Origin of the sequence: Sphingomonas sp. Leaf343, from assembly GCF_001423765.1 — a bacterium.
In the GTDB taxonomy this organism is placed as follows: domain Bacteria; phylum Pseudomonadota; class Alphaproteobacteria; order Sphingomonadales; family Sphingomonadaceae; genus Sphingomonas.
Window position 1 is genome coordinate 37,323 of record NZ_LMPG01000010.1, and the last position, 14,914, is coordinate 52,236.

A 14,914-nucleotide genomic window follows, 5' to 3' on the forward strand; every position below is an offset into this window, starting at 1 on the left:
CAATGTCGCCGTCGGAGACGATCATGCGTGTTTCGTGCCTCGCCCTTGCCGGATTGCTGGCAACCGTGAGCCTGTCCACCTCGCTCAGCGGCCAGCGGCCGGACGACCAGATCGACGCGCGCTCGATGCAGTTGCTGACGGAGGGGCGCGCCGCGAAGGCTGCGGGCAATCTCGACGGCGCGACCGATCTGCTGGAGACGGCCGTCGCGGTCGATCCGCGCAACCGCGCCGCGTTCGTGACACTGGCCGAGGTCGCCGATGCGCGCGACCTGCCGGGCAAGGCGATCCGCCTCTACCGCGAGGCGCTGCTGCTGGAGCCGAACGATCGCGTGGCCCTCGCAGGGCAGGGCGCTGCACTGGTGCACAAGGGCGCCCTGACGCAGGCGCGCGCCAATCTCGCCAGGCTCAGGACGCTCTGCAAGGGCCAGTGCCCCGAGGCGACGACGCTGGCCGCAGCCATCCAGAAGGGGCCGCCGATCACGACCGCGCAGGTCGATCCGAAGCCGGGCGTGTCCAAGGAGTAACCGGGTCGGGCGTTCACCCCAGAACCCGCGCGACCTCCACGAACTCCGCCACCGACACCGTCTCCGCGCGTCGTGTGGCCTCGATCCCGACCGTCTCCAGCGCATCGAGCGCACCCGGCACCCCTTTCAGACTCTGGCGCAGCATCTTGCGCCGCTGACCGAACGCGGCGGCGGTTACTCGCTCCAGCGTCGCCAGCCTGACGCCGGCCGGCGGTTCGGACGGTACGATGTGCACGACCGCCGACATGACCTTGGGTGGTGGCGTGAACGCCGACCGATGCACCGGCATCGCGATCCGCGGCACGCTGCGCCACTGCGCCAGCACGGCCAGTCGTCCGTAAGCGGGGCTGTCGACACCCGCGACGATCCGGTCCGCGACCTCCTTCTGGAACATCAGCGTGCAGCTTCGCCACCACGGCTGCCATTCCGCCGAAAGCCACCCGATCAGCAGTGCGGTGCCGACATTATAGGGCAGGTTGCTGGCGATGTGCGGCTTGCCCTCGAACAGGGACGGCATGTCGATCGCCAGCGCATCGCCCTCGATCACGCGCAGCCGCCCTGGGAAAGCCTCGCCCAGTTCGGCCAGCGCCGGCATGCAGCGCGCATCCCGCTCGATCGCCGTCACCCGCGCGCCCGCCTTGAGCAGCGCCCGCGTCAGCCCGCCCGGACCCGGCCCGACCTCCAGCACCTCGGCATCGGTCAGGTCGCCCGGTACCGCGGCGATACGGTCGAGCAACTGCCCGTCGAACAGGAAATTCTGCCCCAGCGCCTTCGACGCCGACAGGCCGTGGCGCGCGATCACCTCGCGCAGCGGCGGCAACGGAGTGACGGGGTTCACGCCCCGAACGCGGCGCGGCGGTCCGCGGCCTCCGCTGCCATCGCGATCGCCGCGATCATCGCGCCCGGCTCCGCCCGGTCCTGTCCGGCGATGGCGAAGGCGGTGCCGTGGTCGGGCGAAGTCCGCACGATCGGCAGGCCCAGCGTCATGTTGACGCCGTCATCGAAGAACAGCGTCTTGATCGGCACCAGCGCCTGATCGTGATAACAACACAGCGCCGCGTCGTAGCGTGCCCGCGCCCTCGGGTGGAACAGCGTGTCGGCGGCAAAGGGGCCGGTCACGTCCAGCCCCTCCGCGACGAGTTGAGCGATTGCCGGCTCCAGCACCTCGATCTCTTCCCGCCCCAGCGCGCCGCTCTCGCCGGCATGGGGGTTGAGGCCCGCAACCGCCAGCCGCGGACGCTCGATCCCGAAATTGCGCATCAGCCCACGCGCCGTCGCCCGCGCCTTGGCCAGCACCAGCTCCACCGTGACGAGGGCAGAAACGGCCGACAGCGGGACATGCGTCGTCATCGGTACGACCCGCAGATCCGGCCCGGCGAGCATCATCACTGCGTTCTCGCCCGCGATGCCGCAGCGTTCGGCGACGAACTCGGTCTGGCCGGGATATTCGAAGCCGATCGAGTAAAGGTGGATCTTCGCGACCGGTCCGGTCACCAGCGCCCGCGCTGCGCCGGATCGCGCCAGCCCGACCGCCAGCTCCAGCGATTGCAACGCGCACCGTGCACCCTCGATGTCGGGCACGCCCGGCACGATCTCCCCGGCATCGTGCACCGTCAGCACCGGCAGCGCGCGATCGAAGACATCGATCGCGGCGCGCGGATCGTCGATCTCGACGATCGGCCCGGCCCACACGCGAGCGACGGACCGGGCATCCCCGACCGCGAAGAACGGCGGCAGGCTCCGCGGCGCACGCGCATCCCACGCTTTGGCGACGATCTCCGGCCCGACGCCGGCCGGATCGCCGATCGACACCGCCAGCGGCATCATGCCCGCCGCCTCAGCGATATTCGACGATGGCGTCACGGCGAAGATCGCGCAGCTTCTGCTGGGCGCGCAGGTTGACCCGCTGCGTCTGGAGCTGGTTCTCGACCTGATCGCTCGACGGCAACTGGCCGCTCTTGGGATCGTCGCGACCGCACAGCACCAGCGCGCGGACGCCTTCGCTCGGTGATCCGAACGGCGGCGTCGACTGCCCGATCTGCAGCTTCAGCATGATGTCGCCCAGCTGCGGCGGCAGGTCGCGGATGCGCACCGTGTCGTTGTCGACCACTTCGGCCCCGACGCCCGCCGCGATCTTCGCGACCGATCCGCAACCCTGGATATTGGTGAGCGCCTTGGTGAAGGCCTCCGCCCGCTGTGTCGCCTGCGCCTGGTTCGTGCCCTGGGGAAAGCGGATCGTCAGCTGCTTCAGGCTGAGCCGCGCGTCGCGCGGATCGGCGGTCAGCACCTGACGCTTGTCGGTCAGGTAGATGATCGACACGCCGCCGGGAATCTCGATCGGCCCGGCGACCTGACCGACCTGCATCTGCTGCGCCGCCGTCGCCAGTTCCGCCGGCAGCACGGCCGCCCGGACCCATCCGAGATCGCCACCGACCGCCCGCGTCGAGGCTTCCGAAAACTGGCGCGCGAAATAGTCGAAGGGCTGCTGTCCCTTCTGGATCTCCGCGATCATCGCCCGGGCGTTGGCGACGACCTGCTGTCCGGTCGCATCGTTCGCGGAAAGATAGATCTCGCGAAGATTATACTCCTCGGTGCCCTTGCTGGCTTCCAGACGATCGAGGATCGCCTTCACCTCCTGATCGCCGATGTTGACGAACGGCTCGACCTTGCGGCGCAGGAAGCGTTGCCACGCGAGTTCGCCCTCGATCTGCCGCTTCAGCGACCGCTCGGACGATCCCGCCGCGCGCAACGCGCCGTTCAGCTGCTGCGGGCTTTGGTTGAAGCGATTCGCCACCCGGTCGTAGCTCTGGTCGATCTCGGGCTTCGTGACGACGATGTCGTTGGTCCGCGCTTCCTGGATCTGGAGCGTTTCGTCGATCAACTGACGCAGGATCTGAAGCTTCAGCCGCTCCAGCTCCTCGCCCTTCGGCATCTCCAGCTTGTTCGCGAAGATCACCAGCGCGACCCGCTGATCGACGTCGGTGCCGGTGATGACCGTGTTGTTGACGATCGCGGTCGGCTTGCGGACGTTCGGGTCCAGCTTGCCGAAGATCTGAAGGTTGGCCGGGATGTCCAGCGCGGCCTGCGGCACGCTGTTGTCCTCCACGGTCTGCGCGATCGCGCCTGCGGCCACGGCGGCAATGCCCATCAGGCTGCCCGCCAGGAGGGTCCAACGACGATGCTGATTCACTCGGCCTACCTGTCCCACTTGCGCGATCATCTGGAAAAGACGACGCTGCTACCCCGGCGTTACTGAACCCGCGCTTAGCGGCCGAGGTTCGTCAACGCCAGCGTCAAGAGGAAGTTGTTCCCCTTGCGCGCATCGCCGATCTGCCGGTAATCGCGCCGCCACGTCACGCCCAGCCGGATACAGTCGTCCTCGTACTGCACGCCCAGCCTGTGCCGGATCGGATCGAACCCGTCCGCCAGCGACAGTACATCCTCGTCCCGGTTGGTGAGATCGACGATCGCCGATCCGAAGACCGACCAGAAGCGCGCGATCTGCACGCGTCCCCCGACGCGAACCTCTTCGCGGTCGCGCAGATCCTCGGTCTGGTCGATGTCGCGATTGAGCTTCAGATAGCCCACCAGCGCATAGGTCGACCGGCTGCCGACCGTCGCGTCGACCTCGTTGCGGCGGACGCGGAAGCTGTCCTTGTCGAGGCGGTAGCGATGCACCAGCGACACGAAATCGCGGAACCGCACTTCCGTTCGTCCCGTATAATCGGAGAACCGGTCGCTGAGGCCGGTGCCGTCGGGCAGGATCGTCGCCCGCGTCGACAGGCGGTAGCTCTGCCCGACGACCGCATCCAGGCTGAACCCCGGCAGGTCGAGCGCATAGTCGGCGCCGTACGTGGCGCGCGACGAGTCCTCGAACCGGTCGTAACCTGGAAAACGGTTGAGCGCGAACAGGTTGGTATCGTCCAGATCGACCGCGCGCGAATCCTCGTTGGGGATCGACAGGTTCTTGACCCGCGGCGCGGCGACGAGCTGAACCCTTGGCGTCAGCCGCTGCGTCCCGCCGAGGAAACTGCCGACGAACGGCCATTTCATGTCCGCCGCCAGCGCCCCGATCGCCCGGCCCTGAAAACCCTCCGTCCCGCGATAGGTGACGACGGCGGTGGAGAGCGTGTCGTTGGCGTTGTACGCATCGCCGCGGGCGAAGGCCGTGAACGTCACTTCCTGACCCCAGTTGGTCAGACGACGCAGGTCCCAGCGCAGGCTGGCGAAGGCGCGCTGCGTATCCTGCCCGTCGGTACGCGTCAGCGCGAGGCTGTTGACCTGCAACTCCACGCGTCCGCCCAGCAGCGGATCGGCGAAGCGGCGGCGATAGTCGATCTCGGGCAGGGCGATCGGCTGCAAGCCCTGTTTGTCGTTGACGCGCAGCGTCTGCACCGCCCAGCCGCTGATCGAGAAATAGCTGTCCGTCCCGATCCGCTGCAACGTCGCCGTGTTGCGCAGCCGATCGTCGCGCGAGATGTCGTAGCGGCGCAGGAAAGTGCGGTCGGTCGCCAGCCGCAGCGATCCGCTGGCGCTCCATTCCGGCGTGAACTGGTATCTGGCGACACCGTCGATATAGCCGCGGAGCGCCATCTCGGTGTCGCTCGGGTCGACGGTGTTCAGGTCGTCGCTGCGCCGGCTTTCGGTGACATAGCCGTGCAGCCGGAACGCCCCGCGCCCGGACAGTTGCGAGTAATCCGCCTCCGCCATCGGCAGCACGCTGGAATAGATATGCGGCGTCAGCGTCAGGCCGCGATCGGGCGCAAGCTTGATGAAATAGGGGGTCGCCAGCTCCAGCCCGTTGACCCGGCTGTAGCTGAACTGCGGGCTCAGCAGCCCGCTGTCGCTCGACCCGCCGACCGGATGCGAGAAGCGCGGCAGCGGCAGCGCGGGCAGGCCGAACAGGTCCAGCCGTCCGCCGGCATAATAGACGCGCTGCCTGTCCGGCCGGTACGTCACCTTGATCGCGGTGATTTTCCAGCTCGGCTCCTTGGGGCAGCCTTTCGACGTCTCGACCGCGCAGGGCGTGTAGGCGGCGGTCTCCAGCGTCACCGTGCCGTCTTCGGACCGGGTTCCCTTCACCGCCGCCAGCCGTCCGCCCTGTTCCAGCACGACCAGCATGTTGTCGACCACGCCATCCTTCAGCGTGTCGGTCAGGTCGATGCGGTCGCCATAGGCGATGTCGCCCTGCGGATTGGTGACGGCGATGTTGCCGGTCGCCACGACCTTGCCGGTCTTGCGGTTCCAGACGACCTGATCGGCGCGCAGCCGCTGACCCTGCCGGATCATGCGCACGTCGCCCTTCGCGGTGACGATGTCGCCTTCGGAGTCATATTCCAGCGCACCGGCGGCGAACTGGACCTGATCGTCGGCGGCCGGGGGCGCGCCGGCGATCGGTCCGGCTCCGGGTGGCGCGACGGGGCGATCCTGAAGCTCCTGCGCGACGGCGCTGGTGGCCAGGCCGATCGCACAGGCCATCACGGCACAGCCGGCGAACAGGTCGATACGCGGCAAGAAACCCGTCCCCTTCAACACGTCGGCGCCGGCCGCCCTGAATGGCCGCCCTGAATGGCCGCGACGCGATCAGCGCCTATCGCACCCCGTCCGCTCCCGCAACGCTGCGCTTGCCATCCAGGTGCATCGTCCTAGATGTGACGTTCATAATCCGAGGACTTCATGCAGATCCATTTCGCGCCCGCCGCGGCCGCCGACGCCGCCATTCTCGTCATCCCGGTCGAGAAGGATGCGCTGGCGCGAACCCGGTGGAGCGGCGATGCGACCCGCCGCGTCGCCGAAGCGGCGGCGACGGCATCGCGGTTTTCCGGTGAGGCCGGGTCGACCGTCGAGCTGTTCGTCGGCGAGGGCGAGGGCGAGGGCGAGGCGGTCCGCCACATCCTGCTGGTCGGCGTCGGCAACCACGAGGGCGGCTGGCGCAAGGCGGGCGGCGCGATCGTGGCGAAGCTGCTGACCTCCGGCGCGACCGGGGCGACCGTCGACCTTTCGACGCTCGCCAACGCACCGTCGCCCGCCGCCGTGGCGAAGCTCGCGGGGACCGCAGCGCAGCGCGCATGGCGGCACGACGTGTACCGCACGAAACTGGCGGAGACGTCCAGACCGACACTCGTATCGCTCACGATCGCCGGCGCGCCGGACGGCACCGATGCCGCGTGGCTGCATCAGGACGCGCTGACCCGGGGTCTGGCGCTCACCCGCACGCTGGTCGCGGAGCCGGCGAACATCATCTATCCCGAGACCTTCGTCGAGCGTGTCCGCGCCGATGTCGAAGGGCTGGGGCTGGAAATTACCGTCCTCGACGAGGATGCGATGCGCGAGCTGGGCATGGGATCGCTGCTGTCGGTCAGCCTCGGCTCGGCCCGCGAAGCCCGCGTCCTCGCGCTGCGCTGGAACGGGGCAGGGGAGGGCGACCCCGACCTCGCGCTGGTGGGCAAGGGCGTGACGTTCGACACCGGCGGCATCTCGATCAAGCCCGCCGCCGGCATGGAGGACATGAAGTGGGACATGGGCGGCGCGGGTGCCGTCGTCGGCGCGATGCGCTCGCTCGCCACGCGCAAGGCGAAGGCGAACGTGGTCGGCGTCTGCGGACTGGTCGAGAACATGCCGGACGGCCTTGCGACGCGGCCGGGCGACGTCGTGACGTCGATGTCCGGCCAGACGATCGAGGTGCTGAACACCGACGCCGAGGGCCGGCTGGTCCTGGCGGATGCGATCACGTGGACGCAGCGGACGTTCCGCCCGAAGACGATTGTCGATCTCGCGACGCTGACCGGTGCGATGATCGTCGCGCTGGGCAACGAATATGGCGGGCTGTTCTCGAACGACGACGATCTTGCCGCGCAACTCGCCGCCGCCGGCCTCGCGACCGACGACAAACTGTGGCGCTTCCCCTTGTCGGCGACCTACGACAAGCTGATCGACAGCCCGATCGCCGACATGAAGAATGTCGGTCCGCGTGGCGGCGGGTCGATCACTGCGGCGCAGTTCATCAAGCGCTTCATTGATGACGGCGTGAAGTGGGCGCACCTCGATATCGCCGGAATGGTCTGGTCCGACAAGCCCGGTCCCGGCTATGACAAGGGCGCGACCGGCTACGGCGTGAAGCTGCTCGACCGCTTCGTCGCGGACAATTTCGAGAAGTGAGGCCACGCTAGCGCGGACGGGAGGGGGATAATCCTCCCACCCGTTCGTGCCGGGCGAAGTCGAAGCACCGCTTCCCGCCACGTCGCACCCCCGCTAGACCAGCCGACATGCAGGTCGACTTCTACCATCTCACCGCCACCCCGCTCGACCGCGCCCTCCCGCAGATCGCGGAGAAGGTGGTGGCGGGTGGCGGTCGCCTGCTGATCGTCGCCGGCGAACCGGCCCAACGCGAGGCCCTCGACCGCCTGTTGTGGAGCTATGCGCCCGCCAGCTTCCTTCCCCACGCGCAACTGGGTCAGGGCGACGACACCGTGCAGCCGGTGCTGATCGCCCCCGACGTCAACGCCGCCAACCGTGCCCGCAACGTGGCGCTGGTCGACGGCGTGTGGCGCGACGACGCGCTCGATTTCGACCGCGCCTTCCACTTCTTCGACGACGATCGCATCCGCGAGGCACGGCTGGCGTGGAAAGCGCTCGCCGACCGCGACGGTGTCCAGCGCCGCTACTGGAAGCAGAACGACGCCGGCCGCTGGGAACAGGCAGCCTGACCAGCCGGCGTTGTTGCCTTCCGCCCCGCCCGCGACTAGGGGCGACGCGACTTTCCTCCCCATCAGACAGGAGCCCGTGACCGTCATGGCCGCGAACCGTACCTTTTCGATCATCAAGCCCGACGCCACGCGTCGCAACATCACCGGCGCCGTCACGAAGATGCTGGAGGAAGCCGGCCTGCGCGTCGTCGCGTCCAAGCGCATCCAGATGAGCCGCGAACAGGCCGAGGGCTTCTACGCCGTCCACCGCGAGCGTCCGTTCTTCAACGATCTGGTCGAATTCATGATCTCCGGCCCGGTCGTCGTGCAGGTGCTGGAGGGCGAGAACGCCATGCAGCGCAACCGCGACATCATGGGCGCGACCAACCCCGCCAATGCCGAGCCGGGCACGATCCGCAAGGAACTCGCCGAGTCGATCGAGGCGAACACGGTGCATGGTTCGGATTCGGACGAGAATGCCGAGATCGAGATCGCGTATTTCTTCAAGCCGGAAGAGATCGTCGGCTGATGGCTTGGCGGCTGCGGCGGGCGGAGACCGGCGACGCGCCGGCCCTGTCGCTCGTCGCGGCCGCAAGTTTTCTGGAGACGTTCGCCGGCATTCTGGCCGGCGACGACATCGTCGCGCATGTGACGAACAAGAGCGCACCAGTGGCTTTCGCCGACTGGATCGCCGATCCCGCCAGCATCGTGATGATCGCGACGCATCCGGATGGAGGCGCGCCCGTCGGATACACCGTCCTGACGACGCCTGACGATGTCGGCGAAACCCGGCCGGGCGACGTCGAACTCCGCCGCATCTATACGCTGTCGATCGCGCGCGGCACCGGCTTGGGCGCGGCGCTGATGGCCCACGCCATCACCGACGCGAGAGGGCTGGGCGGTTCCCGCATGCTTCTGGGCGTCTTCGCAGGCAATCATCGTGCCCGCGCCTTCTACGAACGACACGGTTTCTCGGTCATCGCCGATCGCCGGTTCAGGGTCGGGGTCACATGGCATGACGATCGGGTCTACGCCCGCGACGTGTGAGCCCCCCTTGCGGCCGGCCCCGGCGTCAGATGGCGGCGTGGCTTCCCGAACATGCGGTCAATTCGAGAAGGGGAAAATGCTCGTAGTGGCCGATCTTCGCCTGAACCATCGGATCGAGCACGGTGATCGCGGCGATGTCGTGGCTTTCGGGGATGGAGTAGATCGCCATCCCGTACGATCCCGTCGGATCCAGTACGGGTCCGCACGCGACGATCACGTTCCGACTGAACAGATCGGACTGCCACGCCCGCTGATCCATCAACAGACCGGCTTCTTCGGCCGTCAGCGTGTCCATGAAATCGGGGCGAGGGGGAATATACTTGCAGAAGTAGTTCCTCATAGACTCTCCTGATGGATCGTCGGGCACCGGCTTTCGCCAGCGTTCCAACCCGACCTGTGGGTGATGGTTATTCGTCGTTCGCCGACATAGGTGTTGTAATGATTGACAAATCTTTGTGAAATCCCACGACGACCGGCGTCGGACGATTTGTCGCGCGCCATTATGGGCCGATGAGTCCCGGCGGAGCGGCAAAGCGCGATAATGCTACCGGGATCACGGCGAACCGCTGGATTTTAGCAGTCCATCAAGATCGGCGGCGCGATAATGCTAGCGAGCGCGAATCGACATGTTGCAGGAAGGTGACATGCCAAGGGCGAAAGAATGTCGCTGATGCACGAAGAACAGCCCGGTCGCGAGACCCGCGACACCAGGACCTTCGCGGGGTCCACCATCGGTGACGGCTCTCCCGATCCGGCGCGATGGCGACCGCAGACGCATTTCCGTCACGCCGTCACGACCGGGGGGCAACTGGAATTGCTGAACGAGGCAGGCGGAATTGCCGTCGATTTCGAGCCGTTGCCGCAGAGTCCGATCCATTTCGCCTTCGCGGGCAGCCAGAGCGAAACGCTCAGTATCTGGACGACCCGGTCCGACCACGGTTTCATCAGCCGCCCCAAGATTTCGGCGGATCTCATCACCCTGCGATTCGTGCGGACGGGCTTCATGCTGCGGGACGATGCCCATGGCGACGGCACCGTCGTCGGCTTCGATCAGGCGCTATGCGTGTCGTTCGACGCGATGCGCCGCGAACAGGCGTCACCGGGATTCTCGGCCACCACCGCGACGATGAGCCGCGACGCGATCGTTCACGCGTGCCGCACCCTCAGCGGGTCGGAGGCGGCGATCCTTCCGCAATTCCGGCCGGTGGTCGAAACGGGCAATGCCGGTCTGGCTGCTTTGCGACAGACGCTGAACATCCTGTGGTATCAACTCGGCCAACGGCGCGACGACGATCTGATGATCCCCCTGCTGGAGGAACTCCTCGTCTATCAGTTTGTCAGTGCCTGGCCCTCGATCGGTACCACGATCGCGCCGAACCCGGTGGACGTCTCGATCAGGCCGATCAAGACGGCGCTCGACTTCATCGAAGGCAATCTGCGCAGGACTTTATCCATTTCCGATATCGCAGCCGCGGCGGGTTTGACGGCGCGTGCGTTGCAGACCGGGTTCAAGCGCCACGTCGGGTGCAGCCCGGTGCAACATCTGATCGCTCGCCGGCTGGACCGTGTCCACGCCGCCTTGCAGACCGATGACGACCTGTCGGTTGCGCAAGCCGCATCGACCTGGGGCTTCGCTCATATGAGTGATTTCAGCCGGCGTTATCGGGAGCGCTACGGATGCCTGCCGAGCGATACGAGGCGCAGGTCCAAGGTGTAAACCGGCAGAGCGCGGCGGCGGCGGGATCGGCTTTACAGCTTCTCGCGCGCCCAGAGCGTGTCCAGTCGCGCCTGATTACCGCCCCGCTCGCGCAGCCGCATGCCCTGCAGGCGCAACGTCCGGCCACGCAGCATCCGGCCCTCGGTCTTCCATATCAGGTCATAAATCGCCGTAGAGGTCCGCGCCGTGTCGCCGTCCCAGTAGCGGACCGTCAGCAGCACCGGCAGCCGCCCGGCGCGATCGTCCGCGCCACCGTCGGTCAGCTTCAGGATCGGCGTCTCGATCGCGTCGATGCCGATCGCGATGTCCGCCACCGGCCGTTCCGGCGCGATACCCAGCGCCTTCGGAAACACCACCGCCAGATCCTGAAGATCGTGTTTCTCGTCCTTGATCGCCAGTCGCTGGCCATCGCTCTCGACCGTGGCCACAAGATCGACGCGCGACCGCTCGCGCGCTTCGGTCGAGTGTTCCGCGACGCGCGCTGCCTGATCGGCTTTCCGGTCGGCCCAGCCGGTGTAGAAGGTCAGCCCGGCGATCACCACGCCCGCCACCGCGACGACCTCCGCCAGCGTCACCCAACGGCGGCGGGTCGCCTGTTCGGACGTCTCGCTCATCGCCCGCCCGCCTCCAGCAGTCGGGCGGGGGCCGCGAGTTCCCAGCTTCGGGCGATCCGATCCTCGACCAGCGGCCAGTCGACATCGCCCGACAGCGTCATGCCGACCCAGCCCGATGACGCGAGATACGCGGGACGCGAGTAGATGTCGGGGGCAGCCTCCAGCAGCATCGCCTGCTCGTCCTGGTCGCTGGTGCGGACGCAGACGACGTGGCGCCCGTCGCCGTGATGATCGTCGCGAACCTGCGCGAACTGATTCTCGCCCACGAAGAATGTCGGCTGGCCGTGGCTGGGCCGCTCTTCGGTTTCCGGCAATTTCAATGCTGTATCACGAATGCGATCGAGAGGCGTCATCACATACTCCGACAGGATGCGCGGGTATAACGCATGTTCGGCGGTCAGGACCCGCGCCGCCAGCGTCTCCGTGTCGTCCCCCGGCAGAATCGCGACGCGCGACTGTCCCAGCACCGCGCCGCCATCCAGCTCCTCGGTCACGACATGGACCGAGCAACCCGCATGGGCATCGCCGGCCGCGATCGCGCGGGCATGCGTGTCGAGACCCTTGTAGAGCGGCAGCAGGGACGGATGGATATTGACGATCCGCCCCCGCCAGCGCGCGACGAAGTCGTCGGAGATCAGGCGCATGTAGCCCGCCAGCGCGATCGTCCCGACCTCCGCCTCGCGCAGCGCCGCATCCAGCTGCGCCTCGTATCGGGCCTTGCCGATCCCCCCGGGGCTGAGCGCGAACGTCGCCAGCCCGCGCGCCCGCGCCCAGCCCAGACCCGGCGCATCCGGCTTGTCGGAGGCGACCAGCACCACCTCGTATCCGCGCGCCTGTTCCACCAGCGCCATCATGTTCGATCCCCGGCCGGAGATCAGGATGGCGACGCGCTTGCTATTGGACATGACCCGCCGTCCAGTCGGCGCGCGCGCTCCACGTCCCGGCCGACCCGCGGACGGTGCAGCCGCGCTGGCCCGCCTCGATCCGGCCGATCGTCGCCACCGTTTCGCCCGCCCCGGTCAGCGCGGCTGCCACCGCATCGGCCTCGTCCGCCGCCACAACCACCGCCATGCCGATTCCGCAATTGAAGGTCCGCGCCATCTCCTCCGGCTCGATCGCGCCCTGCGCCTGCAGATACGCCATCAACCGCGGCTGCTCCCACGCATCCGCGTCGATCACCGCATGCGCCTCCGCCGGCAGGACGCGCGGGATATTCTCCAGCAACCCGCCGCCGGTGATATGCGCCAGCCCCTTGATCCGCCCCTCGCGCAATAACGGCAACAGGCTGGCGACGTAGATCCGCGTCGGTGCCATCAGATGGTCGATCAACAGCCTGTCCGCATCGAACAGCGCCGGCCGGTCGAGCTTCCAGCCCTTGTCCGTCGCCAGCCGTCGTACGAGCGAGAAGCCGTTGGAGTGGACGCCGCTCGACGTCAGGCCCAGCACCGCGTCGCCCGCGCCGATCGTCGCGCCGGTCAGCAGACGGTCGCGCTCGACCGCACCGACGCAGAATCCGGCCAGATCATAGTCGCCCGGCGCGTACATGCCCGGCATCTCCGCCGTCTCGCCCCCGATCAGGGCGCAGCCCGCCTGACGGCACCCCTCCGCGATCGACGCGATCACGCGTTCGGCGATCCCGGACTCCAGCTTGCCGCTGGCGTAGTAATCGAGAAAGAACAGCGGCTCCGCGCCCTGGACGATCAGGTCGTTGGCGCACATCGCGACCAGATCGACGCCGACGCCCTCATGCCGGTCCCATTCGATCGCCAGCTTCAGCTTGGTGCCGACCCCGTCGTTCGCCGCCACCAGCAGCGGATCGACGAAGCCCGCCGCCTTCAGGTCGAAAAGGCCGCCGAACCCGCCCAGATCGGCATCGGCACCGGCGCGGCGGGTCGACCGGGCAAGAGGGCCGATGGCGCGCACCAGCGCATTACCGGCGGCGATCGACACGCCGGCATCGGCGTAAGTGTAGGAGGGTTGCTCGCTCATAGATTGCGCCTAGCCACATCGCGCTTGGATTTCCACGCTCGCTTCTGCAAAAGGCGCGGCATCATGCGCCGCTCCTCCGCCCCTTTCGCCGTAGCAGCGTTCGCCGTAGCCGCGGTCGCCGTTACCCCGGCGACGGTCGCGCAGATCGAAGGTTCGGGCCGCGGCGTCGCCCCGGTCGACAGCGCCGGCGCGTTCGAGGTGGCCGGCGTCACCGTCGATGTCGCGGCCGGTTCCGCGGAGGCGGCACGGCTCGGCGGCTGGCGGCTCGCCCAGCGCAAGGCCTGGGTGCAGCTTTCGCGCCGGCTTGGCGGTGGCGGCGGGCTGGTGTCGGACGGCACGCTCGACCAGCTCGTCTCCGGCATCGTGGTCGAGAACGAGCAGATCGGCCCGACCCGTTACATCGCCCGGCTGGGCGTGCTGTTCGATCGCGGTCGCACGGGGTCGGTGCTCGGCATCGTGACCTCGGCCGGGCGATCCACGCCGATGCTGGTGATTCCCGTCATCTGGTCCGGCGGGGTGGGGCAGGTCTTCGAACAGCGAACGCCCTGGCAGGAGGCGTGGGCGCGGTTCCGCACCGGCAACTCTGCCGTCGACTATATCCGCCCGGCCGGAACCGGCGTCGACCCGCTGCTGCTGAACGCCGGTCAGACCCGGCGACCCGGCCGCGGCTGGTGGCGGACGATCCTCGACCAATATGGCGCGTCCGACGTGCTGATCCCGACCGTCCGGTTGACGCGGCAATATCCGGGCGGCCCGGTGATCGGCGCGTTCGAGGCGCGGCATGGCCCCGACAATGATGTGATCGGGCGGTTCCTGCTGCGCGTCGGCACCTCGGCGGGCGTGCCGCAACTGCTCGATACGGGCGTGCAGCGACTCGACGCCATCTATCAACAGGCGCTGCGCAGCGGTCGTCTGGAGCCGGACGTCGCGCTGTCGCCGCCGCCCCGGCCGGAAGCGACGGAAACGCCCGCGCCGACCGGCGATCTCGACACGATCATGGCCAATCTCGGCGCGCCCACCGCCGGGTCCGCGACCGTCACGATCCAGTTCGACACGCCCGGCACCGCCAGCGTCGCGAATACCGAGGCACTGGTTCGCGCGATCCCGGGCGTGCGCTCCGCCGCGACGACCAGCCTCGCGCTCGGCGGCGTATCGTTGATGCGGGTCGTGACCGACGGCGGCGCGGCGGCGCTGACGGCGGCGCTGGAGGCGCGTGGCTATCAGGTGCAGGGCGCGGGCGACACGCTCCGCATCCGGCGCGCGCCTCAGGTCACGCCGCCCGATCTGCCTGCGGAAAGCCAGACGGCCGGGTGACGCGTGGCGCGTAGCCTTTTCCCC

Annotated in this window: 15 protein-coding genes; 7 read left to right on the forward strand and 8 right to left on the reverse strand. The window is 68.1% G+C overall.

Translation table 11 applies throughout. The features are described 5' to 3' along the window. Positions 1–23 precede the first annotated feature (23 nt). Entirely contained in the window at positions 24–524 is a 501-nt protein-coding gene (locus ASG07_RS05440) for a hypothetical protein (RefSeq protein WP_201780966.1), read from the forward strand. Positions 525–537: 13 nt separating this feature from the next. On the opposite strand, the gene rsmA is transcribed toward ASG07_RS05440, so the two are convergent. The 4 genes from rsmA to ASG07_RS05460 form a co-directional block, all read right to left on the reverse strand. Then, positions 538–1,362 carry a 16S rRNA (adenine(1518)-N(6)/adenine(1519)-N(6))-dimethyltransferase RsmA gene (rsmA, locus tag ASG07_RS05445; RefSeq protein ID WP_055843343.1) on the reverse strand — a complete coding sequence of 275 codons (825 nt, stop codon included), beginning with the start codon at positions 1,360–1,362 and terminating at the stop codon, positions 538–540. Next, a complete protein-coding gene (pdxA, locus tag ASG07_RS05450; protein ID WP_082474569.1) occupies positions 1,359–2,351 on the reverse strand; it encodes a 4-hydroxythreonine-4-phosphate dehydrogenase PdxA in 993 nt (330 codons plus the stop codon). Before pdxA ends, rsmA begins: the two co-directional genes overlap by 4 nt. Before the next feature lie 10 nt (positions 2,352–2,361). After that, positions 2,362–3,672, reverse strand: coding sequence for a peptidylprolyl isomerase (locus ASG07_RS05455; protein ID WP_055843345.1), 1,311 nt, complete (start codon positions 3,670–3,672; stop codon positions 2,362–2,364). Between the two features lie 116 nt (positions 3,673–3,788). Beyond that, a complete protein-coding gene (locus ASG07_RS05460) occupies positions 3,789–6,002 on the reverse strand; it encodes an LPS-assembly protein LptD (RefSeq protein WP_055843940.1) in 2,214 nt (737 codons plus the stop codon). Positions 6,003–6,200: 198 nt separating this feature from the next. Here ASG07_RS05460 and ASG07_RS05465 point away from each other — a divergent pair, with 198 nt between their 5' ends. The 4 genes from ASG07_RS05465 to ASG07_RS05480 all read left to right on the forward strand — a co-directional run bounded on the left by ASG07_RS05465 (position 6,201) and on the right by ASG07_RS05480 (position 9,256). Further along, entirely contained in the window at positions 6,201–7,682 is a 1,482-nt protein-coding gene (locus ASG07_RS05465; protein WP_055843347.1) for a leucyl aminopeptidase, read from the forward strand. 107 nt (positions 7,683–7,789) lie between these two features. After that, positions 7,790–8,230, forward strand: coding sequence for a DNA polymerase III subunit chi (locus tag ASG07_RS05470; protein WP_055843349.1), 441 nt, complete (start codon positions 7,790–7,792; stop codon positions 8,228–8,230). 85 nt (positions 8,231–8,315) lie between these two features. Further along, a complete protein-coding gene (gene ndk, locus ASG07_RS05475) occupies positions 8,316–8,738 on the forward strand; it encodes a nucleoside-diphosphate kinase (RefSeq protein ID WP_055843352.1) in 423 nt (140 codons plus the stop codon). Then, positions 8,738–9,256, forward strand: coding sequence for a GNAT family N-acetyltransferase (locus ASG07_RS05480; RefSeq protein ID WP_055843355.1), 519 nt, complete (start codon positions 8,738–8,740; stop codon positions 9,254–9,256). Before ndk ends, ASG07_RS05480 begins: the two co-directional genes overlap by 1 nt. Positions 9,257–9,281: 25 nt before the next feature. Here the strand turns inward: ASG07_RS05480 and ASG07_RS05485 are convergent, their stop codons facing one another. Beyond that, on the reverse strand, positions 9,282–9,596 hold the full coding sequence (locus ASG07_RS05485) for a hypothetical protein (RefSeq protein WP_055843357.1): 315 nt from the start codon (positions 9,594–9,596) through the stop codon (positions 9,282–9,284). Positions 9,597–9,926: 330 nt separating this feature from the next. On the opposite strand from ASG07_RS05485, the gene ASG07_RS05490 reads away from it, so the two are divergent. Continuing rightward, on the forward strand, positions 9,927–10,973 hold the full coding sequence (locus tag ASG07_RS05490) for a helix-turn-helix domain-containing protein (RefSeq protein WP_168377310.1): 1,047 nt from the start codon (positions 9,927–9,929) through the stop codon (positions 10,971–10,973). 32 nt (positions 10,974–11,005) lie between these two features. Here ASG07_RS05490 and ASG07_RS05495 read toward each other — a convergent pair whose 3' ends face one another. Genes ASG07_RS05495 through purM form a run of 3 tightly spaced genes read right to left on the reverse strand, consistent with a single transcriptional unit; the run spans position 11,006 to position 13,576 of the window. Next, on the reverse strand, positions 11,006–11,587 hold the full coding sequence (locus ASG07_RS05495) for a hypothetical protein (RefSeq protein ID WP_055843362.1): 582 nt from the start codon (positions 11,585–11,587) through the stop codon (positions 11,006–11,008). Continuing rightward, on the reverse strand, positions 11,584–12,492 hold the full coding sequence (gene purN, locus ASG07_RS05500; protein WP_055843363.1) for a phosphoribosylglycinamide formyltransferase: 909 nt from the start codon (positions 12,490–12,492) through the stop codon (positions 11,584–11,586). The genes ASG07_RS05495 and purN overlap by 4 nt, the downstream gene beginning before the upstream one ends. Then, positions 12,482–13,576 (reverse strand): phosphoribosylformylglycinamidine cyclo-ligase, encoded by a 1,095-nt coding sequence (gene purM / locus ASG07_RS05505; RefSeq protein WP_055843365.1) that lies wholly within the window; start codon positions 13,574–13,576, stop codon positions 12,482–12,484. The genes purN and purM overlap by 11 nt, the downstream gene beginning before the upstream one ends. A 63-nt stretch (positions 13,577–13,639) precedes the next feature. Here purM and ASG07_RS05510 point away from each other — a divergent pair, with 63 nt between their 5' ends. Continuing rightward, a complete protein-coding gene (locus ASG07_RS05510; RefSeq protein WP_055843367.1) occupies positions 13,640–14,890 on the forward strand; it encodes a hypothetical protein in 1,251 nt (416 codons plus the stop codon). Positions 14,891–14,914 lie beyond the last annotated feature (24 nt).